A 23,686-nucleotide genomic window follows, 5' to 3' on the forward strand; every position below is an offset into this window, starting at 1 on the left:
CATCAGCCACTACCTGATGCACCGGTATAACTGGATACGACCACATCAGTTCAACCAGGGACTGGCACCGGCCGTCGCCGAAGAAAAACTTAACGTAGTGTCCGGGATGGGTTGACCACTACATACAAGCGTGTAGCGCATGCCTCCTTGGCTCATTGGAAAAGCTGCAATGGGACGGGCGTTTCACTCCGAAGCTTGCGTGGCTGCACGGTGTGTGCCGGGAGTGGTGAGGCTGAGGTTTCCTGCGCCGGAGGATTCGAGCGTGAGCGTATAAAAGATATGCTAAGCGACCTAAAAACACTGGTCAGTAGTCATTCTCATAGAGCGCTTAGCTTGTTAAGAAAAATTACATAGTAAGGCTAGTTTGGCGAAACTTAATAAACATCAATTAGCAGGTAATATAGTTTTTAATTTGTTTAACCCTCCTGCTTGATAGGAAATATAGGAGATTTCGGAGTTTGGTATTTCCATAAATGTATTTTTTTCGGAGTCGAAAACAAGAACGGTTTCCGTTGTTTTGATTATTAATCCGACATTCCTACCGTTTATTTTTTTCTGCAAATTATCATCTTTCGCATGAATTTCGATTGGCAGCCCTCCACCATATCCTATCATTCTTACGAACTGTGCATAGTATGTCGGGTTGAAAAGTATGGTAACGCACCAAAAAAAGTAGATGGTTGCGGATAATATTGATAATGCTTTCCTTACGAGAGGCATAATTATTATTCCGCTAATAATAATAACAAAGGCTGAAATGGATAGTGCCAAAATAAATGGAGTTGGTGTAATGCTAAAGCTGTAGGGGAAGTTGAAGTTTAGTGGTTCAAATTTTTCTGGAATTAATGCTATTCCGAAGGCCATTAAAAATGAAATTACAGTGATTGATCCTAAAATTATATATTTTTGTTCCAATTTTAATTTTTGCAATTCCGTAATTGGCATTATTAAAAAGCTATCACGTTGTGCTGGATTTAGCTTTAGTATTTTAATAATAAATGCACTAATGTCGCTGGATAAAAGCGCTTGCTGGTAGACGGATTGAGTTAGATAAATCATAAATGAAAAAACTAAGGCGCTAGTTATCAGTAAAAAAATGCTACCAAATGCCACGGTGGCTTTCAAGTAAGGCGTCCCCTCCAGGGGGGCGCGTACTCCTACTGAAATAGCATAGGAATAAGTGGCGTAGTCACTCAAAATCCCTAAAAAACCACCGCCTAGCACGGCAACCAGAGCACTTGCTAGCAGCTTGATGGCAAATGAATGGGGTAAAATTTTTTTCAAAAATTCTTTTGATTTATTGAGTGCGTCGAGTATTTTTGTCATGTTGGTCGTAAGTTTTTAACATTGGTATATTCTATTGTAAATTTTTCCTTAAAATCTATTTTTGTCTATTTTTCTGCGAAATTCTTTATGTGAGTGTTTTTGCGTGTTATGATTGTGTTGTAAAAAATAATTCCAGCCCTCCGCAAACCTGATGCCGATAACTGGAACTCGCGACAGTACCCGGCCCAGCGCCGTACCTGCACGCCTTGAATTTGCCGTTCACCGCGCACTATGGCGTGGGAGCAAACATCGAAGCCCGCTCATGCGGGCTTCTTCTTTGCGCGCCCACTTTTGAGGTGCCATGTCCGAAATTACACAACCGCCACACCACCTGACTCGCGACTACTTGGAGCGTAGTATGCCGGAGTCCGACTCGCTGCCCGCGTGGCAAGAGGTGAGTCGTGAACTGGGCTGGGCCTTGATTGCTGGCGAACGCCAGACGCCGGCCGAGAACGACGAACGAAACTGAACTGGACGGATGCGCGTGATCATGTCGCCGCAGGCCTGAAAAGGAGGTGCGCCGTGAAGTAGAGAACCAGCAAACAATCAGGGCAATGAGTCGGGCGCCACCTCGATGCCGCGCGCCAAACCGACTCCGGGACGCTGTAACCCGGCACCAGGTTTCGCGGGCGTAGCTCAATGGTAGAGCGGAAGCTTGCTGTTGTTGAGCGCATGCGCAAGCCCGCCTTCTGTGCAAGTACTGGACCTGCCGCCCCGGCCGGTGCCGGTGGCGCCGAAGGAGGCGCTGCAGCCGATCCCGCCGGTGGGCTACTTCCTGACGCGGTGGCGCGAGATATTTAAGCCTTGATCCTGCAGACGGAGGAAGTGGCCGCGACGGGACGCGCGTGCCAGGCGTTTGTGCGGGATAGTAGCATAGGGCTGTAGCGCTGATTAGGAGTGTTTGCGCAGGTAGACATTAGGGGAGTGAGCTAGTCGATTGAGTCTTGAGACCTTCAGATCAATGCAAGTTTAGTGCCGCAGGTGTCTTTGTGCAGTCGAGCGTCCATCTCTCCAGCACGGCGGGGCCGGATAGAGTAAATGCTGTCTAAGTTGATAACTTCGGCTCTTGGTATACACTCAATAGAAGGAAATTGGACGTTAGAAGAGGAGTCTTACCATGAGGCATATCTCTACACTGGCCGTGATCGGTACTGTTCTGTTTATCACGGGAACAGCTGCATCTGCAGGGAATGGCGGCGTTAAGGCCGGTCCGCATTTAGGAACCCCGATCGCAACAACAATGCACACGACGACAACGCACACAACGACAACTGCACCAGCTTTACCTACCCCATCGCATTCGGGGCAACCAAATCAAAGCTGCGGCAGTGCCACTGCTCCCAATACTCCTGGTAATTCAGCTTCTGCACCTGGGTCAGCTTTCAATCCAGATGGCCAGGCTGGAACGGTATATGCTGGACAGCAGCCACAAAATTCGCGCAACCCTATGAGTGTGTCACAGTACGATGTTGCTTGCGCAAAACAACCATCTAAGTAAGGTGCAAGCGTAAGGCCGGTGCCGTTTTGGCCGGGTTACGAGTTCGAAAAGTTAGCACCGGCGGCGCCGAACTGCGAAAAGGTAAAGGCGTTGGCGCGGGACTGGCCACGTGGCTGGAAGTATGAAGTGGAACTGGAGGCAGTAATTGCTGTCTGCATTCTGCCAGATGAAAAAGCAGAGCGCTGATTGTCGCTGCATCAACAGCGGCAATCAGCCTCGGCACGTTGGCCAGGCCAGTGAACCAAGTAGGCTCGCGCTACCTCGGGGAGGTAGTTCGACTCTAACACTAGGAGGTTCACATTTTGGCTTTTCCCATCATCCATTGGATCGGCGGCAAACGACGCCTGGCCGACCGCATCATCCATCAGTTTCCTTATCGCACCTATTACGTCGAGGTATTCGCCAGCGGCGCCGCGCTGTACTTCATGCGGCCGTCGGCCGAGGTGCTGAACGACGTCAACGGCGAGCTGAGTTAAAACGGCTTGATGCTGCTCGTTATTAAAACTCATTTACATATTTTGGAGAAGGAAATTTATTAATAAATATAATAAGAAAGACGCGCCGACAAAAATTAGAAACGATGCCGCTAATATTGTAACTCTCTTGGGCTATGGAGAAGGTATGATTTGAATTGTTGTGGCAAATCCGTCATCTGATTTTATGTTGGAGTGAACCTGTTGCCAAGTTATAGGCGGGAAGTAGAGGTAGGAGATCGAAATCTGTTCTTTTGGAACCATTGTTGGAAAAATTATGTCACCCGCCCCAGTTTGATCATTTCTTTTGATTTCATAGTCTACATACGGATGGATAATCAAATTTAATGGGAGGAATGCATGCGACACCCGTACGTTTTTAGCGGTTTTTTACCTGAGTTAATTAAAACAATGTTGTGTGTATGTATTGTTGTTTTGTTGGCATCATTGAGATTAAAAGCCGATGAATGATTGAAATAGGTGTTGAGTTTTGATTTTCCTTCAAGGTAGTGTTTTATGACCGCTAAGAATGCAGCAGTTAATATTGGTGCAAGAATTTTTGATATTATATCTATATTGATTATTTCGTTATTAAAATTGAATTATGGGATGCCACTATTTTTCGCAGTTGTGAACAATCATTGCAAAGCTAGCTTATGCTTGTTAAGTAGTCAACACTCTTGAGTAATTGCCTTTGTTTTTTTGCTGCCCCACTTAAAGTGTGCTTCATTGCGAAATTTGACTGGCTTCTGTGGTGTTGCCGAAGTCAGAACTACTTGTAGTAGAGTAATGTTATGTGCGCCGACTATACCCCCAGCCGTAAAGATCAGATCGAAGAAAGCTTTCGAACCGGATACCCGCTGCTTGACCTGTCACCCGAGACATGGCCCGGCTACATGGCGCCCATCCTTCGCGGCTCGCATGAGGCGCCCGGTGAACTGGAAATCGCTCTCGCCATGTTCGGCCTGGTGCCTCATTAGGCGGATCTGAAGCTGGCCCGCCAGACCTACAACTCCCGCACCGAGACGGTGGCCAGTAAGCCATCCTTTCGCAGCGCCTGGAAGTGCAAGCAGTTCTACATCATCCCGGCCGCCAATTTCTTCGAACCGAATTACGAGACCGGCAAGCCTGTGCGCTGGCGCATCGAGCGCGCCGACGGTGGCCCGGTGGCCATAGCCGGCATATGGGAGTACCGCCCGGAGGATCAGCTGCTGTCGTTCTCGATGCTGACTATCAACGCCGACGGGCACCCGCTGATGCAGCGCTTCCACAACCCCGATGACGAAAAGCGCATGGTGATGAGCCTTGATCGTGATCAGTGCCTAAGTTGGTTGGACGGTTCTCTGGTGGAGGAGACGAGTGGGGAAGGGTGCGCTCCGGTTTGGCAATTGCCGCGCTGGATATCACAAGCAAACATAATTGCTGTAATACGGTGCGTCTGGATTCGGCAGACCTGACGCGGCGGTGGGCTATGTTTTCAGAAAATAGAGCGCCTCGCTACGCAGCGAGCTGGAGTTGCCGAGAGTTATAACCAAGTAGCTGCGCTAGATTTTGATGTCTCGGTGTAACTTTTAACGAGCATGGTACTGTCGACGTCCGTGCTCTCTTAGATCGTACCCTGTCTACCGCCTGTCTTGCCTGGAATGACAACATCCTCCAAATCATTGTTCAGGTGCTCGAACAAGGCTTTGGAGGTTTGGGTGATGGCCTTTTGACGTTGGCATCCCGGTACTGTGCAATACTTACCGTCGGCCAATTCAATATAAGCGGGACAATTCTTGTATTCATGATCAATGCAAGGCATATATCCTCCCAGGTTGTGGATGTTTGCATACTGCCTATATGTACAGATTACACCGCAGCCAGCGGTTTGTTGGAAATATTACATTTATCTCGCAGCATATCGGGAAGGGAAGGGCATGCTTGGGGGAGGCTGTTCATTTGGATTTTTCGGCAATTAAGGCAGGATATCCCGCGCCCCCATCCTCGTGTCGGTATAGTCGTGGTGCCAGCCAGTGCTGGCATACCCTTCCTTGTTTCGTCCAATAGTCATATCTGGAATTGCAGGTCGATGTAACTCCCTTGCTTTTGAGCATTTCAGCCCTGTGTAATTTCCTGTGTAATTTGGTGCAATTTAGCGACTTCTCTTGATAGTCATGACGAAACACTCCCTGTGAGAACCCTGCAAAATGGCGCTTTCAATGGCATTCACACTGCAGGGGTCGCAAGTTCGAAACTTGCACTTCCCACCAAAATTTTCTTTTGTATTCAATGATTTAGGATGTCACATCTTGTCTGAATACGAGCTTGGGGCAAACTTGGGGCAATGGGATTTCTAATCCACTGCCCAGCCTCAACGATACGGCCGCTTCCTGCGGCCGTTTTCACGTCAAGCGGGCTTAGAACGCCTGACAATCCTCTTCCTTGCTTTCAAAGCAACAAGTTCGTACACTAAGGACGCCTAACAAAACCGCTGAATGTATCTCCAGCAGATGAGTATGCAGGCAAGCGAGAGAAGCGCCTGGCGGATATCGGCACGGCGCTCGTAGCGGACGCGTAATCGGCGGAAACGGTGCAATCAGCCCAGTGTGCGCTCAACCACCCAGCGCCATTTGCCCAGGCGTTCGCGCGACTCGATGTGATTGCACAGCAACGCTTTATCCGCACCCTGCCTCACACACATAAGCGATAGCAAACGATTCGTATGGCTGCAGGCTGAGGTGGTCGGTCCAGCTGTCACGCTGGGCATAGTTGCTGATCAAGCCTTGCCCGGCAATGCCGTGCAGCGTTGCCGGCAGATCCAGTTCGACGTGTTCGCCGGAGAAATTGTTGACGACAACCAGATGTTGGCTGCCCAAGCTGCGCCGGTAGGCGAATACCTGCGGGTGCTGCTCCAGTAACGGCAGGTATTTTCCGTAAACCATGACGTCCCAGTGCTTGCGCAGTTCGATCAGCTTCTGGTAGTGGAAGAAGACCGAATCGGGTTGTTCCAGTGCGGCCGCGACGTTGATCTCCGGGTAGTTGGGATTCAGCTTGAGCCATGGCGTGCCAGTACTGAAGCCGGCGTTGTGTGTGCTGTTCCACTGCATTGGGGTGCGTGCATTGTCCCGCCCGTTGGCGTGGATGCCGGCCATCATCGTCTCCGGTGACACGCCGGCGGCCGTGCGTTCGTGGTAGAGGTTGAGCGATTCGATGTCGCGATAGTCGTCGATAGAATCGAAACGTACATTGGTCATGCCTATTTCCTCGCCTTGATAGACGTAGGGGGTGCCCTTGAGAAAATGTAGCGCGGTGGCCAGCATCTTGGCCGACTCGACCCGGTAACGGCCGTGGTCGCCGTATTTGGATACGGCGCGCGGCAGGTCGTGGTTATTCCAGAACAGCGAATTCCAGCCGGCATCGGCCAGCTCGGTCTGCCACTTACCGATGATCTGCTTGAATTCGATCAGATCGAACGGCCGCGGCTTCCATTTCCCCTCCTTGGTATCGTGGGTCACTGTGATGTGCTCAAACTGGAAGACCATCGACAGCTCCTGGCGCTTCGGGTCGGAATACAGCTTGGCGGTTTCCGGGGTGGCGCTCCACGTCTCGCCCACCGACAATACATCGCGTGCGGCCAAGGTCGCTTGGTGCATTTGCTGCAGCAGCGGGTGCAGTTGTGCGCCGTTGGCGATAATCTGCTGGTCGACCTGTTTGCCGATGAGATCGATCACATCCATGCGGAAGCCGCCGATGCCCTTGTCCAACCACCAGTTCATCATGCGATACACCTCTGCCTGCACCTGGGGATTTTCCCAGTTCAGGTCCGGCTGTCGTTTCGAGAACAGATGGAAGTAATATTCACCGCTGGCGGCATCGTACTCCCATGTACTCCCGCCAAAATACGAACGTTGCTGGTCGGGCGGGGAGCCATCGGCGCCTGCATTGCGCCAGATGTAGTAGTCACGGTAGGGGCTATCCTTGGATTTCTTCGCCTCGACGAACCAAGCATGCTCGTCAGAGGTGTGGTTGACCACAAGATCCATCAAAATACGGATGTCGCGCCTGGCCGCCTCTGCGATCAACTGCTCCATCTCGGCTAATGTGCCGAATTCGGCGGCGATATCCTGATAGTCGGAGATGTCATAGCCGTTATCGTTCATCGGCGACCGGTACACTGGTGACAGCCAGATCAGGTTGATTCCCAGATGTTGCAGGTAGTCCAGTCTGCCGATGATGCCGGCCAGATCACCGACCCCATCGTGATTGCTGTCTTGAAAACTCCGTGGGTAGATCTGATACACGACGGCGTTATGCCACCATTTCTTATCCAACATGATTATCTTTCTCGCTTATTGATTGGCGGCATTGTCTTGCAACGTGCCAAGGGATCGCCAGGGGTAGGGCAGATCCGATCTCGTCTTTGAACCAGGCAGCTATGAGATTGCACACCAGGACTCTGGCAGGACACCCAGGCCCACCACGATCCACCGTTTTTTCCTCTTTCAAGACCTGTGGATCAGAATAGTCTAAGCTACCGATAGCAACTCATGGCGATTCAGTGTTGATGTAACAACACCGTCACATTTGAATGCCACTATGCACCATTTCAGAATGGTGCAGCTACCTTGCCGACTCGATCCGTCATCCTGCCATGCCCCATGCAGCACCGCTGCTGGCTTGACGACGCTCGCGGCAATGCGCGGTGGCGGGATCGACAGGGGTGCGTATGTACGTCGGCGGCTTGAGCTGCAACGGGCTGGCGCTCTTCTGGGTACTGAGTGGGTTTATCGGATTAACAGGGAACGCCCATGGCGCGCCTCCCGATTTGCCGCCTACAGGTGCTGCACGTGTCAATCCCGTTTCTGATGCGGCTATTTCTCTCCTTGCTTTCAGTATCCCGGCGCAGCCGCTCAATGCGGCGCTGAACCAATATGCGGACATCACCGGACAGCCTGCATTGTTTTCCAGTGATATCGCGCATGCCCGTACCTCCACGGCGGTATACGGCCATTATTCGGCCGAAGCGGCATTGCGCATTCTGCTCGAAGGTACCGGACTGGTTGCTGACAGGCGCAGTTCTGGCCTGGGCCAGACCTTCATTCTGAAAGAGGCCGCCGTGGCATCCGCAGGACCGGCATCCACCTTGCCGCGCAATGGCATGGCGGAGTTGTTCAGCGAGGATGGCTATGCCGGACTGGTTCAGATGCGTATCTGGCAGGCGCTGTGCTCGGATGCGCGTACCCGGCCGGGCAACTACACGTCCTTGCTGCGGTTTTACCTGGAAACGGATGGCCGCATCGGCGGCGCACGCCTGCTCGGCAGCAGTGGCGATCCCCGTCGCGATGCCGCGTTGCTGCACGCGGTGCGTGGCGTGCGCGTCGGCCGCCTGCCACCTGCGGCAATCGCGCGGCAGCCTCTGACCATGATGGTTGCGCCCAGCGCCCCTGGAGTGGGGCCTCAGTGCGGCCAGCAGCAGGGGGAGGGCTAGCCATGTCCGAAGGCACGCAGCTTTTCCTGCTGAACTACCTGGGCAAGCACTACGCTACCATCAAGCAGCGCCTGACGCGCAAGCTGGGCAATGCGGAAGATGCCGGCGATGCATTGCACGACACCTGGCTGCGCCTCAAGGGCGGCGAAGACCTTGGGCCCGTCCAGAACCCCGGTGCCTACCTGTCCCGGATGGCGGTCAATATCGCGGTGGACGTGCAGCGCCGGCATAGCCGCCAGTTGTCAGGCGATAATATCGATGCATTGCTGGAGGAACTGGTGGACCCGGCCCCCGGTCCGGCGCGGACGGCCGAGATACGCTCGGACCTGGATGCCCTGTTCCAGCTGCTCGACCGCATGCCCGAGCGCCGCCGGGCCGTCGCGCTGCTCGTGCATGCGGAAGGCGTGACGCAAAAAGAGGCGGCCCAGCGGCTGGGCGTGTCGTTGCGGACGGTCGAATACGAATTGAAGCGCGTCCATGAGCGCCTGGACACTTATCTGGCGGCGGAGCATAAATAATGCGGGTTTTCCGGGGCGCCATTCGTCATCAAGTATGAGAGAGCAAAAAACATATGCATGCAGCACGCAGCAGCCCGCAGGTTTCCTGCCTTGCGGCCCGGCTTGGTCGCTGGACCTGACACGATGAAGACGCCGCCGCCCAAGGACAGCCGCGCCGCTTCGTCCGCCGAGCTGGAAGCCCAGGCGTGGAACTGGTTGCGCCTGCTCACCTCGGGAGACGCGCGCGAAGTGGATGCGCAACGGTTCCGGCGCTGGGTCAAGTCCAGTCCCTCGCACCAGGCCGCGTACAACGACGTGAAGCGGCGCTGGGATGCGCTTGAGGCCCCGGCCCGCGAGTTGCTGCGCGCCAGGCCGGAAGCCGTGCCGGCGCGTGCGCGCCGCCCCCTGCTTGCGCCCGGCGGACGGCGGGCTTTTCTCGGCGCTGCCATCGGCGCGGCGGCCGTGGCCGGCGTGGCCGTGATCCATCCGCCCCTGGGCTTGTGGCCGGGGCCGGACGAGTGGGTAGCAGACGAGCGCACTGCCCCTGGCGAACAGCGCACGCTGGCGCTGTCCCAGGGTGTCGACGTCATCCTCAATACGCGCACCAGCATACGCCGCCAGACCGATGGCGGCAGGCTGGTCGGCCTGGATCTGCTCACGGGCGAAGCGTCCATCGATCTGAGGGCGGCGGGGCCGGCCTTTGCCGTCGTGGCTGGCGTTGGCCGCAGCCTGCTCGAATCCGGACGGGTCGAAGTGCGCCACCTCGATGGCAAGGTTTGCGTCACCTGTATCGAAGGCGCCGTCCGCGTGGAGCATCCGGCCGGTGCGCGTCAGCTGCATGCGCGCCAGCAATTGGTTTATGGCGCCAGTTCGCTGGGCGACATCGCCGGCATCGACCCGAAAACAGTGTCGGCCTGGCGCCAGGGGATGCTGGTGTTTGACCAGGCCCCTCTGGCCGACGTGCTCGACGAAATCAATCGTTACCGCGCCGGCCGCGTGGTGCTGATGAACGATGCCGTGCGCAACAAGCCCGTCAGCGGGCGTTTCTTCACGGCCTCGCTGGACCTGGCGCTGTGGCAGTTGCAGGAATCGTTTCAGCTGCAGGCACGGTCGCTGCCGGCGGGATTGCTGCTCTTGAGCTGAACGGCTCGCTCCATCGTGTTGCACGGCAAGTCCCGGCACGTTGGCGCGCGTCCGCCCGGCGCTGTGCGCCGTATTTCGGGCTGTGTGCAGAGCTTACAAAAATAGTTTCAAAAAAGTTTGCGGTATTTGCGTGGTGCGGTTCGTCACCCTTGCATAGGGGCTCTTCTTGTCGCCGGCGCTACTCGGCTGCGATGGGGAAAGCCTTCATGAATGTGGCTGGCCGGCGCGAGACGGGCAGCCGGACGGCATCGACTCAATGACCAGGCGGAAACTTACATGAACACACGCGGGCGCAGTGGCAGGGAAAATCAAACGATACGCAAACAGGATCGGGTATTCAGGCTGGCACCGCTGGCGCGGGCCATCGCGCTGACGCTGGCCGCCGGCGCGGTGACGGTGCCGGCCCATGCGCAGCGCGCGTTCAGTCCGGCATGGTTTGCCGACAAGGGCACGGTCCGGGATACGGCGTCGCAAACGGGCAGGCTGCCAAACGGCTTGCCTGCATCCAACCTGACGAGCCCGCTTGGACAGCAGCAGAAGGCCAACGAGCAACTGCAGCGCTCCATCAGCAACCTGAACCTGGCCGCGCGCGGCATAGCGGCGCAGCAGTCTGCCCAGGCCGCCGCCCGTCTGGCGGCCGCCAAGGGTGCATCGATTCCCGACGGCATGACCGTGGGTGGCTTGAAAATCGACACCAATTCGCTGAGCGCAGGCTGGCACAACGCCAATGCCCCGGTGCTTACCCAGGTCGACGGCCGCAGCAACGTCTCCATCGAACAGACGGCCGACAAGGCTATTCTGAACTGGGAGACGTTCAATGTCGGTCGCAACACGACGGTCGAATTCAGGCAGCAAAAGGAGTGGGCCGTTCTCAACCGCGTCAATGACCCGAACGCACGGCCCTCGCAAATCCAGGGCCAGATCAAGGCCGATGGCACGGTACTCATTGTCAACCGCAACGGCATCGTTTTCAATGGCAGCAGCCAGGTCAATACGCGCAACCTCGTCGCCGCCGCCGCCCAGATCGACGACGGCCAGTTCAAGACCAGCGGCATCTACACGGCCAATGCCAGCCAGCCCAGCTTTACCAATGCCCAGGGCAAGGTAGAGATACAGGCCGGTGCGCGGATCGCCACGCTGGCCCCGAAAACATCCACCGAAGGGGGCGGCTATGTCTTGCTGCTCGGCAAGGAGGTGCACAACGGGGGAGACATCGTCACGCAAAAAGGCCAGACCGCGCTCGTGGCCGGCGACAGTTTCGTCATCAAGAAGGGTGTCGGCACCGATGGCAACCAAGCGTCGACCACACGCGGCAACGAGATCACGCCGCAGTTCAGTACCGACAGCCTGTCGGGCAAGGTGAGCAACACCGGCCTGATCCAGGCTCGCGAAGGCGACGTGACCATGGTTGGGCGTGACGTCCAGCAAAACGGTGTCGTACTCGTCACCACCAGCGTCAACACCCGCGGCACCGTGCACCTGAACGCCATCGGCGCGGATGGCAAGGTCGCCCTTGGCCAGGGTGCCGCCACCGCCGTGGTGATCGAGGACGACGGCAAGACGGCCCTGGACAGCCAGCGCGACAGCCTGCGAGGACCTGCAATCAGCACTCCAGAGAACATCGTGGCCATCACTGATCGCCGCGACCAGTCCCGCATCGAGATCGCCAGCGGCGGCACGGTCGACTTCCAGAGCGACTCGCTCACGCTCGCCACGGGCGGCCAGATCGTGGTCAACGCAGCGGGCCGCAGCCTGGTGCGCGAGCGCGCCAGGCTCGACGTGTCCGGTGCCGTGGGCGTGAATGTGGCGATGGCGTCCAACAATGTCGAAGTCAACATCCAGGGCAACGAGCAGCGCGATGCCCCGCTCAACCGGGACGGCAAAAGCCTCAACAGCAACGACGCGTGGATCGACCGCCGCCGCCTCGTCTTCGTTCCCAAGGGCACGAACGGCTACGACAGCGACCGCTGGTACACGGCCGGCGGCCTGCTGGAGGTGGGCGGCTATCTTGGCACCGCGGGCCACACCGTGGGCGAATGGATGGCGCAGGGCGGCACGGTGAACTTCGGCGGCAACGAGGTGGTCACGCAGGCCGGATCGCACATCAACCTGTCCGGCGGCACGATCGATGTGCAGAGCGGCTTCATCCGCCAGACCTGGCTGAAGGGGGCCGATGGGCGCTTGTACGAAGTCAGCCAGGCCCCGGGCGACCAGCGCTACACGGGCGTCTACAAGGGCTTCGAGGACAGGCACGAACGCTGGGGCGAGAAGGCGACCGGCTATTACTATAACCCGCTGATCGGCATGCAGAACCGGCTGGAAAGCGGCTACACGGTGGGCCGCGATGCGGGCGTGCTGGTGGTCGGGACGAAGAACGCGGTGCTTGAGGGCGACATCGCGGGCAATACCTTCCAGGGAAGCCGCCAGACGCAGGCGGCGCAGGCCGGGCTCGACGGATACGACCAGTCGCAGCTGGCCGTGGCGCGGGGCGGGCAGCTGGCGGTCGGCAAATATCTGCCGTACTTCGTCAAGGACAGCGCCACCTTGCAGTACCAGCTGACGGCAGATGCGGACACGCTGCGGGACGTCATCCTGCGCAAGGATGTCCGCAAAGTCGCCGCCGGCCTGGACATGGACACCGTGCTGCCGCAGGAGCGGCAAGGCGCGCTGCTCCTCGACACCGACCGCTTGAACGGCTTCGGACTGGGCGGTATCAAGATCGCGGCGCGCAACAGCATCGCGGTCCAGGACGACCTGGCCGTGGGCCATGCGGGCGAAATCACGCTGTATGGGCCGAAGGTGGACGTCAATGCAGACCTGACGAGCCATGGCGGCACGATCCGGCTGGGCAATGTACTGAACCAGATCGGCAACAATCTGCAGGTCCAGGATACGCTGCTTGCCGCGCCGACGGGAACGGCGGCGGGCGTGACGGTGGCGCAAGGGGTGACGCTCGATGCCAGCGGGCTGTGGAGCAACCAGTTGCCCGACGCCGGCGATGGCAGCCGTTTGCCTTACCTCAACGGCGGTAGCGTGGCCTTGCGCAGCAGCGGCGACGTGATCCTGGCCGCCGGCAGCCGGGTGGACGTGTCCTCCGGCGCGGCACTCGATGCCGCAGGCCGGGCTGCCGGCGGCAAGGGCGGCAACCTGACGCTGGCCGCCAACGCCGGCACCACCGGCAGCCTGGGCAATCTGGTATTGAACGGCGAGCTGCTCGGCTACGGCGTCAGCGGCGGCGGGCGCCTGAGCGTGCAGGCCGGCAAGGTGCTGATCAGCGATCAGGCCATCGCCCCGCAGGCGGGGACCTTGCTGCTCGGCGGCGACTTCTTCAACAAGGGTTTCGGCGCGTACGACATCACCGGCAATACCGGCTTGCTGGTGGCCGATGGCACGCAGGTCGACGTGACTGTGCCCGTGTACCGTCTCACTGCAAACGCGCAGGAGGTGCCGGGCGGCGCCGGTCCGCGCAGTGCGCTGGACATCTGGACGCCGCCCCAGTACCAGGAAAACCCCGTCAAGGGCCAGTTGACCCCGCGCAAGGGGGCGAGCCTGAATCTGCAAGCGGGCACCTCGCTGTGGTCGACGGCCGCGCAGATGGCGACGGCGCAGGCGCGCATCGGCCAGGGCGCCCGGATCAGCGTCGACCCGGGCCAGTCCATCAGCGTGCGCAGCATAGGCCAGTTGAGTGTGGACGGCACCCTGAACGCCTGGGGCGGCAGCATCGCCCTGGGCGGCGTCAGCGTGCAGCCCACCGTGTCGGACAGCGTGGAAGCCCAGGGCCATGGCCGGTCGATCTGGGTCGGTGACCAGGCGGTGCTCGATGTGGCTGCGCGCGCCGTCACCGCAGTGGACAGCCTGGGCCGGCACTACGGCACGGTGGGGCCGGGCGGCAATATCGCGATCGGCGGGGCGGTCGATGCCGCCACCGGGATCGCCGACGCGGCCAACCTGTTCGTGGTGGTGCGCGAAGGCGCGCGCCTGGACGCCTCGGGCAGCCATGCAGTGCAGGACCTGCCCGGCGCCGGCGGCCCGGGCGTGGTCGCCAGCCGTGGCGGCCGCATTTCCCTCGCGTCCAATAATGGCGTGTACTTGGACGGCACGCTCGTGGCCAACAGCGGCGGTGCGGGGGCGGCCGGCGGCAGCCTGAGCCTGGCCCTGGAAGCGCCGCTCTACATCGATGCGGCCACGGCCCGCGTGCGGCAAGCCCGTGAATGGATCGTCAGCGCTGCCGACCCTGGTTCGTCGTTGCCGAACGGCAGTACCCCCGAATCCGCCGCCGGCAGCCTGGCCTACGGCCATGGCCGGCTGGCGGCCAGCCAGGTCAAGGCGGGCGGCTTCGACAACTTGTCGCTGCTGAGCAATGGCCTGATCAGCTTTGACGGCGACGTGTCGCTGCGCCTGGGGCAGAGCCTGAGCCTGTATTCGGGAGCCATGGCCCTGGCCGATGGCGCGGCCCGGCAGTCCCAGGTGCTGCTGGCGGCGCCGTATGTGCGGCTGGCCGGCGTTGGCAACAATAGTCAGAACAGCGTCGACAGCGCCGTGCGCCCGACGGTCCAGGGCGGCGTTTCCACGCAGGACGCGGCCGGCGTATTGCGGGTGGAGGCGGCCAACGTGCTGGAGCTGCGTGACGGCGTCAGCGTCGGCGCCCATGCCGCGCGCTCCAAAGCCCTGGCCGATGGCATCGACCGCCGCGCCTTCGACCAGACTGAGCTGGTCAGCCAGGGCGACATGCGCTTCCTGGCGCGCAGTTCCAGCAAGACCCAGACCAGCTTGACGACCCAGGCCGACCTGGACCTGACGGCGGCACAGATTTACCCCGCGACGGGGGCTATTGCCGAGGTCACGGCCGGCAACATGGGCGCCAACAGCGACTTTGACCCGGCGCGTACCTTGCGCATCGGCAGGGTCGGCAGTACGGCCCCGGCGCAACCGTATTCCATGTTCGGCAGCTTGTTGCTGAGTGCCTCGACGATTGAACAAGGCGGGGTGCTGCGGGCCCCCATGGGTAAGCTCAGCCTGGGCGTCGGTGCGGACATTCGTCACGCCACCAAGGTGATCAAGCTGTTGCCGGGCAGCCTGACCTCCGTCAGCGCTGGCGGGCTGGTGCTGCCGTATGGCGGCACGGTCGACGGCGTGACCTGGCGCTATGACGGCAAGCAGGTGGAGTTGCTGGGCGTCGGCGGTACCTATGCCACGGGCAGCCTGGCCGTTGGCGTGCAACTGACGGGACGCTCGCTCAATGTGCTGCCAGACGCGGTGCTGGACCTGTCCGGTGGCGGCGAACTGCTCGGCGCGGCGTTTGTTTCCGGACGGGGCGGTTCCACCGATGCGCGCTACCACCCGCTGGTACAAGTGGGCAAGGATGGGCGCCTGGTCTTGCCGGGGCTGGCCACCAACCCCGTCTACGCCATCGTCCCCGGCGCCCAGGCAGGCGTAGCGCCCAGCGGCGGCGAAGCGGGGGCGAGCCAGCCGCTGGTGGGGCAGCAGATCAGCATCGGCGCCGGGGTTCCCGGCCTAGCGGCAGGCACCTACACCTTGCTGCCTTCCACGTACGCCTTGCTGCCGGGTGCCTTCCGTGTCGAGATCAACGGCCTGGCGCCCGCTTTCGCTCCCGGCGCCACGCCGCATGCGTCGGCCATGAACAACGGCTCCTGGTCAAGCTCAGGCGTGCTGTCCGTTGCGCATACGGGCATACGCGACAGCCTGGCCAGCCAGGTGATCGTCACCCCGGCACAGGTATTGCGCAGCTATTCCCAGTACAACGAAACCCGCTATGCGGACTTCGTGCGCGCCGACGCGCTTCGGCTGGGCGTGCCGCGGGCCGCGCTCGAGGCAGATGCCAAAACCCTGAAGTTGCAGCTGCTTGCCGGTCAACAAGGTCTGGGGCTTGCCTTTGGCGGGGAAGGGCGTTTCAAACCGGCCGACAATGGCTTTGGCGCCACGGTTTCGGTACTCGCCAGCGACGACCTGGAGGTGCTTGCCGACGGCGCCCGGGCCAGTACGGCGCCGTCGATGGTGTCCGTGCGCGCCAGCGACCTCAATGCCCTGGGGGCTGCCCGTCTGGTGGTGGGCGGCGAAATGACGGTGATGTATGGCCAGGGCGGCAATTTCGTGGAATTCGACAAGGGAGGCACGATCGCGAATGCCGTGTCCGTGCGCGAGGGCGCAACCCTGGCGGCGCCGGAAGTGTTCCTGGTGACGGGCAGGTCCGCGGGGGCCATAACAGTTGAGCAAGGCGCCTCGATCAATACTGTGGGCCGCGGCAAGGCGGCCTATGATTCGGATGATGGTTTTATCTATCGGCCAGGCATCAGGAGTGTGCTGGCCGTCTCCAACGGGCGCTTGCAAATGCTGGCCCCGGCCAATGGCAATGGTTTTATCGGGCCGGGCAGCATCCTGGTCGGCCAGTGCAATGCAGCTGCCTGCAGCGGCGAGACGTCGCTGTATTCGGACGGCTCGATTGCCTTTGCCACCAGCAACCGCTTTGCCTTGAACGACGGCGTGCGCTTCGGCACCCGCCACCTGGCGCTGGCGGTGGGCGGTATCAACGTCGGCGGCGCCGAGGCGCTGGCCGACGCTGCGGCGCGGGGCGTGCTGCCGTCGGGCCTGACCCTGAACCAGCAAGTGATGGACCGGCTGCTGCGCGGCGACACTTCCCGCGGCGCGCCGGCCCTGCAAAGCATGGCGCTGACCGCCGGGCAGTCCTTGAACTTTTATGGCAGCACGACACTGAGCACGCTGGACGATTCGGGCAAGTCGCTGCTCGACCAGTTGCTGTTGACCACCCCGGCGATTTACGGTAACGGCAACGCGGGCGATTTGGCGCTGATCCAGACCGGCAACCTCGTCTGGGGTGGCGACACCGGCGCGCCGCCGTCCGTGATCGGCAATGGCGCGGGCACGGGCAGCGGCACCTTGGAGCTGCAAGCCCGGCGCATCGAATTCGGCTATGGCCGCAACGCTCAGCCCGACAGCGTTGCTAGCAATGGCCGCATGACCTTGGGCTTTGCCAACGTCAGGCTCAACGCCAGCGAACGCATCACGGCCAACCATAAAGGCAGTCTGGCCGTGCATCAGTCCCAGGGCGCCTATGAAGCGGGCAAGGGCTTTGCCTACAGCGGCGGCAACCTGGCCATCAGCACGCCTTTGCTCACGGGCGAAGCCGGTTCCGTCAACCGCATCACTGCCGGTGGCGCGGTGACCATTGCGGCCCCGGCCGGCGCTGCGGCGCCGGTCGATGCGGCGGCCATCGACGCGCTGGGCGCCGAGCTGCTGCTGTCCGGACGCAGCCTGGCCCTCGACACGGCGGTGGTGTTGCCGAGTGGAAAATTGACCCTGGGCGCCGATGAGGAATTGACCCTGGGCGCCGCTTCGCGCCTGGACCTCAGCGGCCGCAAGGTGCAGATCAACGACGTCAGCAAATACAGCTGGGGTGGTGACGTGACGCTGGAGAGCCGCTACGGCAACATCCGCCAGGCTGCCGGCTCGCTGATCGACCTGTCCGCGCTATCCAACCAGGGCGGCTTGCTCAAGGCCGTGGCCGTGGACGCCAACGCGGGGCAGATCGACTTGCAAGGACAAATCCGCGCCGCCGGCAGCGGCTATTACGATGCGGGCGGCACCCTGGTGCCATACAAGGCGGGCGGGGTGGACATCCGCGCGCAGCGGGTGGGGGATTTCGCCGCGCTGAACCAGCGCCTGAACCAGGGGCAAGTGTTTGGCGCGCGCAGCTTCCAGCTCAAGCAGGGCGACCTGCTGATCGGCAATGAACTCAAGGCCAGTCAGGTCAATGTGTCGCTGGATAACGGCAGCCTGACGGTGGCGGGCACCATCGACGCCAGTGGCGAACGGGTCGGCAGCATACGCCTGGCCGGCAAGCAGGGCCTGACTCTCGCCGGCAGCGCCGTGCTCGATGCCCACGGCACGATATTGCGCGTCGACAGCTATGGCAAGATCATCGACGCGCCCAACCGTGCGGTGGTCGAGCTCAACAGTGGCGACGGCCAGCTGACACTGGCCGATGGTGCGCGCATCGACTTGCGTCACGGCACGGCGGCCGCCCCGGGCAACCGGCCGGGGCAATACGACGGCCTGGCCCGCGGTACCCTGGAGCTGAACGCGCCACGGCTGCATGCCGATGACGTGGCTATCGATGCGGCCGGGCGTGTCGCTATCCTGGGCGCCCGCTCCATCGCGCTCAATGCCGTGGCCCGTTACACCGACGCGCCCGCCGGCACCGCGCCGTCGGCCAGCGGCCGCCCGTATCAGCTCATCGACCAGCATTACTTCGATGAAAAACACGCGCTCGGCACTACCTTCATCAACAAGGCCCTAGGCAACGATGGCCTGATGCAAGGCAAGCTGGCTGGCTTGAACAACGGCAGCTACCGCGATGCCTTCCGCCTGCGCCCCGGCATTGAAATCGTCACGGAAGGCGATCTGGTCGTCAGTGGCGACCTGGACCTGTCGGGCCTGCGCTATGCCAGCGTCAACCCCAACACGCCGAAGACCTCGCTCTACGGTTCGGGCGAGGTGGGCAGCCTGGTGGTGCGCGCCGGTGGCAATCTGGACATCTATGGCAGCATCAACGACGGTTTTGCCCCGCCGCCGGCCACCCCTGACGATAACGGCTGGGTACTCACGCCCGGCCTGCAAGGGTTCGGCAGCGATGTGGTCGTGCCCGGGCCCGGCGTCGTGCTGGCAAATGGCAGTGCCTTCCCCGCTGGCAAGATCCTCAACTATCCGCTGCCTATCCAGGCCACCCTGCTGGCCCAGGGCACGCTGCTGCCCGCCGCAGGCATCCTCGATGCCCCATGGAGCGTACCGGCCAACACCGTGTTGAGCGCGGCCGTGCACGATAGCAGCGGCAAGCTGCTGTATGCCGCCGGTACCTTGTTGCAGCAAGCCGTCGTGCTGGCCGCCGGTACGCGGCTGGACGCGGGCACCTTGCTGGCGGGCGCCGCCTCGCTGCGCGCCATGATCTGGCCGGCGGGCGTGCCATTGCCCAGCCGTGGGTCCGTGATGGGCAGCGCGGCCGACGGCGTACTGCTGGCCGGCAACCTGGCACTCCATGTGGGGGCGCTGATTCCTTTCGGCACGGACGTCAAGTTGCCTGATGGTGCACTGTCCGTGCCCTTGCGCACCGCGACGGGCGCCGTGGCGCGGCAGAACTGGGCCGTGGCGCCGATGCTGGCCGAAGGTTCGCAGTCGTGGTCGTTGCGCCTGGTGTCGGGCGCCGATACCCAGGCGGCGGACACCCGCTCGATCAAGCCGGCCTTTGCCGGCGACCTGACCCTGGCCGACACGCACTATGGCATCTACGAAACCCATGACAAGAAAATCATCCCGGGAAAACCCGCCCAGCCAGGCGGCGCGTGGTACTGGGACCAGCTTGGCGGAGAACTGTTCGGCGTCAAGCCGGGTACGCCGGTGGCGGACATCGACGCGGGTTCCTGCGAAGAGCCGGGCGTGTGCGTGCGCATCAAGTACGTGTGGGACGAGCTCGGTGAACTTTTCGATAAGGTGCCCGGCCAGCCGGTATTTCCCGACGATGAATCCTCATGCAGCGAGCCAGGTTTCTGCATTGCCCTGGGCGAACCTACGCTGGCAATACCGGAGCAGGTGATCGTCGGCGAGGTCAAACTGGTTTCGCCGGTGAGCCAGCATTTCAGCGTGGTGCGCACGGGCACCGGTGACCTGGACCTGATCGCTGCGGGCAAGGTGTCGATGCAATCGCCCTACGGCGTCTATACCGCAGGCGCCTCCAGCGCTGCGCGCGCCGGCACTGCCGCTGCCGACTTCAACCGGCCCCGCGCCACGGCGGCCGATGGCACGGTGCTGGGCAGCGCCGCCAAGGCGAATGAAGCCCTCGTCAATGAAGACGCCGCCAGCCCGTATGCCGCCTGGTATCCCGACGGGGGCGGCAACCTGCTGTTGCGCACGGGCACCAGCCTGACGGGCAACGTCTGGGCGCCACGCACAGGCCAGGCCATGGTCAATGACGGTCGCGCGCAACTCGCCAGTGACAGGCTGGGGAACTGGCTGTGGCGTCAAGGCACGGGCAACACCGCCGGTGTCGCGCCCATCCCCACCAGCTGGTGGATCAACTTTGGCACATATGTGAAGGGTAGCACCGGCGGCAACCTTCTGTTCGAGGACCGGGCACAGATAGAACTGCTGCCACGCCTGGTGGGCTTCACCGGTATCGGCACCCTGGGCGGCGGCAACCTCACGCTGGACCTGGGCAGCGATGGCGGCATGCTGGCGCGCCGCGGCGCTCTGGCGCGAGCGCCGCGCAGCGAAGGCCTGGTGCTGGCGGTGGGCAGTACCGGGCGAGTGGTCGACGGCCAATTGCTGCTGACGGGCGGCGGCGACCTGGATGTGCACATGGGCGGCGATTTGAATCCCGGGCTGGACGCTCGCGCGAGTCGCATCAGCAACACCAGCCGCACGCTGTCGGCCGACTACAAGGACCAGGAACTCAGCCTCAACGGCGTGCTGACCAACCTGCGCGGCGCCTTGAACCTGCAGGCAGGCAGCCTGGGCGGTATCGCCCTGAACTATGGCAGTTTGCGCGGAGAACAGGATGCCAGGGAAAGCCGGGCTTACTCGCCCTATGCCGCAAGCCTGGGCACGGCCACCGGCGGGATCACCCTGATGCTGGGCGATGCCACTGCCAGCCTGTCGACCCGGGGCGACCTGGTGCTGGCGGGAGCGGGCGACCCGGGACGTATTTCTACCGAGAACACCCAGGCGTTCAATTACAATGGCAAGAACGACGGGACCGATGGGGTCACCTGGTTCTCGTTGTGGACGGGGCGCACCGCCATCGACCTGTTCTCCGCAGGCGGCAGCCTGACGCCCAGCGTGCAGACCGTGTCGCTTGGCGCGAGTGCCGGCAGCACTCCCACTGCAGGGTTGAACTACTCCCTGTCGGACGGGCGCTTCATCTTCCCGTCCAAACTGGGCGCGGTGGCCGCCAACGGCAGTATCTATCTGGGCCCGTCCGCATTGGGCAGTGCCCCGCCGCCGAACAATCCAGCGTATTCGCTGCTGCTGGCGCCGTCGAGCCAGGGACGGCTGGCGATGCTGGCCGGGGACTCGATCTACGCCAGTGGCTATGCGGTCAACCAGTCGGGTGAAAGCCCGGGCTCCATGCCGACACCGTTCGCGCCAGCCTTTATCGGCAAGACCGGTGTTTCGGATGCCGAGGTCAACAACCTCGGCAGCGACGCCACATCGTCTTCCATTAGTGCCGGATTCTCCTTGTTTGCCTTTCGCACGCCGGCCGATCCGGCACGTCCCGATTCGCAGGCAGAGCCGGCCAGGTTTTACGCCAAGCATGGCGACATCGTTGGTTTGCGCAGCGGTGAAATCCTGACGCTCGGCGGTTCGCGGCTGGGGCAAGTCCGCCATGAGTCCGCAGGTCCCGTGTGGATGCGGGCGGGACGGGACATCGTCAGTTCAGGCACCTCCCTGGGCTTGCCTACCATCTATCCGGGCGTCATCAGCTCCACCATGAAGGACAGCGTGGGTTCCATTGGGGAAAGCCGTGGCAATCTGTTCGTCCACAACGCCCCCAACGACGTGTCTGTCGTTTCCGCCGGGCGCGACATCCTCTACAGCTCCTTCAACGTCGCCGGTCCCGGCACGCTGGAAATCTCTGCGGGGCGCAACCTCCTGATGGAGGACAGGGCCTCGGTCGTGAGCCTCGGTCCCGTCGCTGCAGGTGACCTGCGTCCGGGCGCCAGCATCGTCATGCAGGCGGGCGTGGGGCCCGCAGGACCGGACTACGCGGGCTTTGGCCGGCGCTACCTGAGCCCGGGCAATCTGGCGGACAGCGGCGCCGCGCTGGCCAGCCAGCCCGGCAAGGTGCCTTACCTCTACAACCGGGAACTGACCCTGGCCGGCTGGCTGCGCGAACAGCATGGCTACACGGGCGACGAGGCCGGCGCGGACGCCTTCCTGGCCGCGTTGCAGGCCAGGCGCGATGCCGCCGCCGACCAGCCCCGGCGCGACCTGCGCCAGGACTATGTCCAGACCAGCCAGCTGCACCTGGTGAACTGGCTGCGCGACCGCCACGCCTATGCGGGAGCGGCGGGCGACGCGCAGGCCTTCTATGACGCGCTGGCCCCCGAGCAGCAGCGCGTGTATGCGCGCAATGTGTACTTTGCCGAACTGAAGGCCGGCGGCCGCGAGTACAACGATGCCGGCAGTCCCCGCGCTGGCAGCTATCTGCGGGGCCGCAATGCCATCGCGGCGCTGTTCCCGGCGCAGGATGCGCGGGGCCGCAAGACCGTCTACCAGGGCGACATCACGATGTACGGCGCCGCTGGCGTCAATACCCTGTTCGGCGGCGACATCACCATGCTCACCCCGGGCGGCAAGCAGGTTTACGGTATTGAGGGGACGGCGCCCGTGACCGTGGCGGGCGTCATTCCCGGCGTCATCACCCAGGGCCAGGGCGACATCGCGCTGTATGCGCTGGGCAGCATCCTGCTGGGCCAGAGCCGCATCATGACCACCTTCGGCGGCCACGTCATGGGTTGGTCGGCCGAAGGCGACATCAACGCGGGACGCGGTTCCAAGACCACCATCGTGTACACGCCGCCCAAGCGCGTGTATGACCAGTGGGGCAACGTCAGGCTGTCGTCGTCGGTGCCCAGCACGGGCGCGGGGATTGCGACGCTGGCGCCGATTCCGGAGGTGCCGGCCGGCGATATCGACCTGATCGCGCCCCTGGGCACCATCGACGCGGGCGAAGCGGGCATCCGGGTGTCGGGCAATGTGAACCTGGCGGCCCTGCAAGTGGTCAATGCGGCCAACATCGCGGTCAAGGGTGAGTCGACGGGCATGCCGGCCATCGCGGCGGTGAATGTTGGCGCATTGAACAATGCAAGTGCTGCAGCGTCGCAAGCGACGGCCGCCGCGCAGGACGTGCTGCAGCGCGAACGCGCGACGACGCGCCAGAACCTGCCGTCGATCTTCACGGTGCGCCTGCTCGGCTTTGGCAACGAGCCCATGGAGGGGGAGGGGGAAGCACCGCCGCCACCACCGCGGGCCGGCTTGCAGTCCGCTCGCGGCGTTCCCTACGACCCTGCCAGTCCCGTGCAGTTCCTTGGCGTGGGGCGGGATTTTGACGCCAAGCAGCTTGCGCGCCTGAGCCCGGAGCAACTGCGTCAGTTGCAGCAGGAGCGCCAGTCCAGCGGCATGTAGCGCGTGCCCGCCTGTTTCCTGCCCTATGCAGGGAACAGGCGGGGCCGCTCCCCCATTCTTGCAG

8 protein-coding genes and 2 pseudogenes are annotated in these 23,686 nt (G+C 61.7%); 7 read left to right on the forward strand and 3 right to left on the reverse strand.

The genetic code is table 11. From position 1 onward, the window contains the following. Nucleotides 1-384: 384 nt before the first annotated feature. The gene (locus OX459_RS25600; protein WP_289907069.1) at nt 385-1,326 is read right to left on the reverse strand and encodes a hypothetical protein; all 942 of its coding nucleotides are present in this window, start codon (nt 1,324-1,326) and stop codon (nt 385-387) included. Between the two features lie 1,800 nt (nt 1,327-3,126). Here OX459_RS25600 and OX459_RS25605 point away from each other — a divergent pair. The 3 genes and pseudogenes from OX459_RS25605 to OX459_RS25615 form a co-directional block, all read left to right on the forward strand. After that, nucleotides 3,127-3,294, forward strand: a pseudogene (locus tag OX459_RS25605) (DNA adenine methylase); the annotation flags it as partial. A 797-nt stretch (nt 3,295-4,091) separates the two neighbouring features. Further along, nucleotides 4,092-4,277, forward strand: a complete 186-nt coding sequence (locus OX459_RS25610) for a hypothetical protein (protein WP_289907070.1) — start codon at nt 4,092-4,094, stop codon at nt 4,275-4,277. A gap of 12 nt (nt 4,278-4,289) precedes the next feature. After that, nucleotides 4,290-4,754, forward strand: coding sequence for an SOS response-associated peptidase family protein (locus tag OX459_RS25615; protein ID WP_289907221.1), 465 nt, complete (start codon nt 4,290-4,292; stop codon nt 4,752-4,754). 1,004 nt (nt 4,755-5,758) lie between these two features. Here OX459_RS25615 and OX459_RS25620 read toward each other — a convergent pair. Both OX459_RS25620 and OX459_RS25625 read right to left on the reverse strand, forming a co-directional pair. Next, nucleotides 5,759-5,917 (reverse strand): annotated as a pseudogene (locus tag OX459_RS25620) (transposase); the annotation flags it as partial. A 37-nt stretch (nt 5,918-5,954) separates the two neighbouring features. Further along, nucleotides 5,955-7,613, reverse strand: coding sequence for an alpha-glucosidase (locus OX459_RS25625; RefSeq protein ID WP_289907072.1), 1,659 nt, complete (start codon nt 7,611-7,613; stop codon nt 5,955-5,957). A 392-nt stretch (nt 7,614-8,005) separates the two neighbouring features. On the opposite strand from OX459_RS25625, the gene OX459_RS25630 reads away from it, so the two are divergent. From OX459_RS25630 to OX459_RS25645, 4 genes are all read left to right on the forward strand, one after another. After that, nucleotides 8,006-8,767, forward strand: a complete 762-nt coding sequence (locus OX459_RS25630; RefSeq protein WP_289907073.1) for a TonB C-terminal domain-containing protein — start codon at nt 8,006-8,008, stop codon at nt 8,765-8,767. Between the two features lie 2 nt (nt 8,768-8,769). Continuing rightward, the gene (locus OX459_RS25635) at nt 8,770-9,285 is read left to right on the forward strand and encodes an RNA polymerase sigma factor (RefSeq protein ID WP_289907074.1); all 516 of its coding nucleotides are present in this window, start codon (nt 8,770-8,772) and stop codon (nt 9,283-9,285) included. A gap of 123 nt (nt 9,286-9,408) precedes the next feature. Next, nucleotides 9,409-10,407: a FecR domain-containing protein gene (locus OX459_RS25640; protein ID WP_289907076.1), complete on the forward strand. Its 999-nt coding sequence runs from the start codon at nt 9,409-9,411 to the stop codon at nt 10,405-10,407. A gap of 276 nt (nt 10,408-10,683) precedes the next feature. Continuing rightward, on the forward strand, nt 10,684-23,622 hold the full coding sequence (locus OX459_RS25645) for a filamentous haemagglutinin family protein (RefSeq protein ID WP_289907077.1): 12,939 nt from the start codon (nt 10,684-10,686) through the stop codon (nt 23,620-23,622). Nucleotides 23,623-23,686 lie beyond the last annotated feature (64 nt).

It is taken from the genome of Janthinobacterium sp. SUN026 (assembly GCF_030397625.1).
Classification (GTDB): domain Bacteria; phylum Pseudomonadota; class Gammaproteobacteria; order Burkholderiales; family Burkholderiaceae_D; genus Janthinobacterium; species Janthinobacterium kumbetense.

Coding starts and splice junctions, on each gene's coding strand:
- OX459_RS25600 (WP_289907069.1), bottom strand. CDS start 1,326: ATGACAAAAATACTCGACGCACTCAATAAATCAAAAGAATTTTTGAAA.
- OX459_RS25610 (WP_289907070.1), top strand. CDS start 4,092: ATGTGCGCCGACTATACCCCCAGCCGTAAAGATCAGATCGAAGAAAGC.
- OX459_RS25625 (WP_289907072.1), bottom strand. CDS start 7,613: ATGTTGGATAAGAAATGGTGGCATAACGCCGTCGTGTATCAGATCTAC.
- OX459_RS25630 (WP_289907073.1), top strand. CDS start 8,006: ATGTACGTCGGCGGCTTGAGCTGCAACGGGCTGGCGCTCTTCTGGGTA.
- OX459_RS25635 (WP_289907074.1), top strand. CDS start 8,770: ATGTCCGAAGGCACGCAGCTTTTCCTGCTGAACTACCTGGGCAAGCAC.
- OX459_RS25640 (WP_289907076.1), top strand. CDS start 9,409: ATGAAGACGCCGCCGCCCAAGGACAGCCGCGCCGCTTCGTCCGCCGAG.
- OX459_RS25645 (WP_289907077.1), top strand. CDS start 10,684: ATGAACACACGCGGGCGCAGTGGCAGGGAAAATCAAACGATACGCAAA.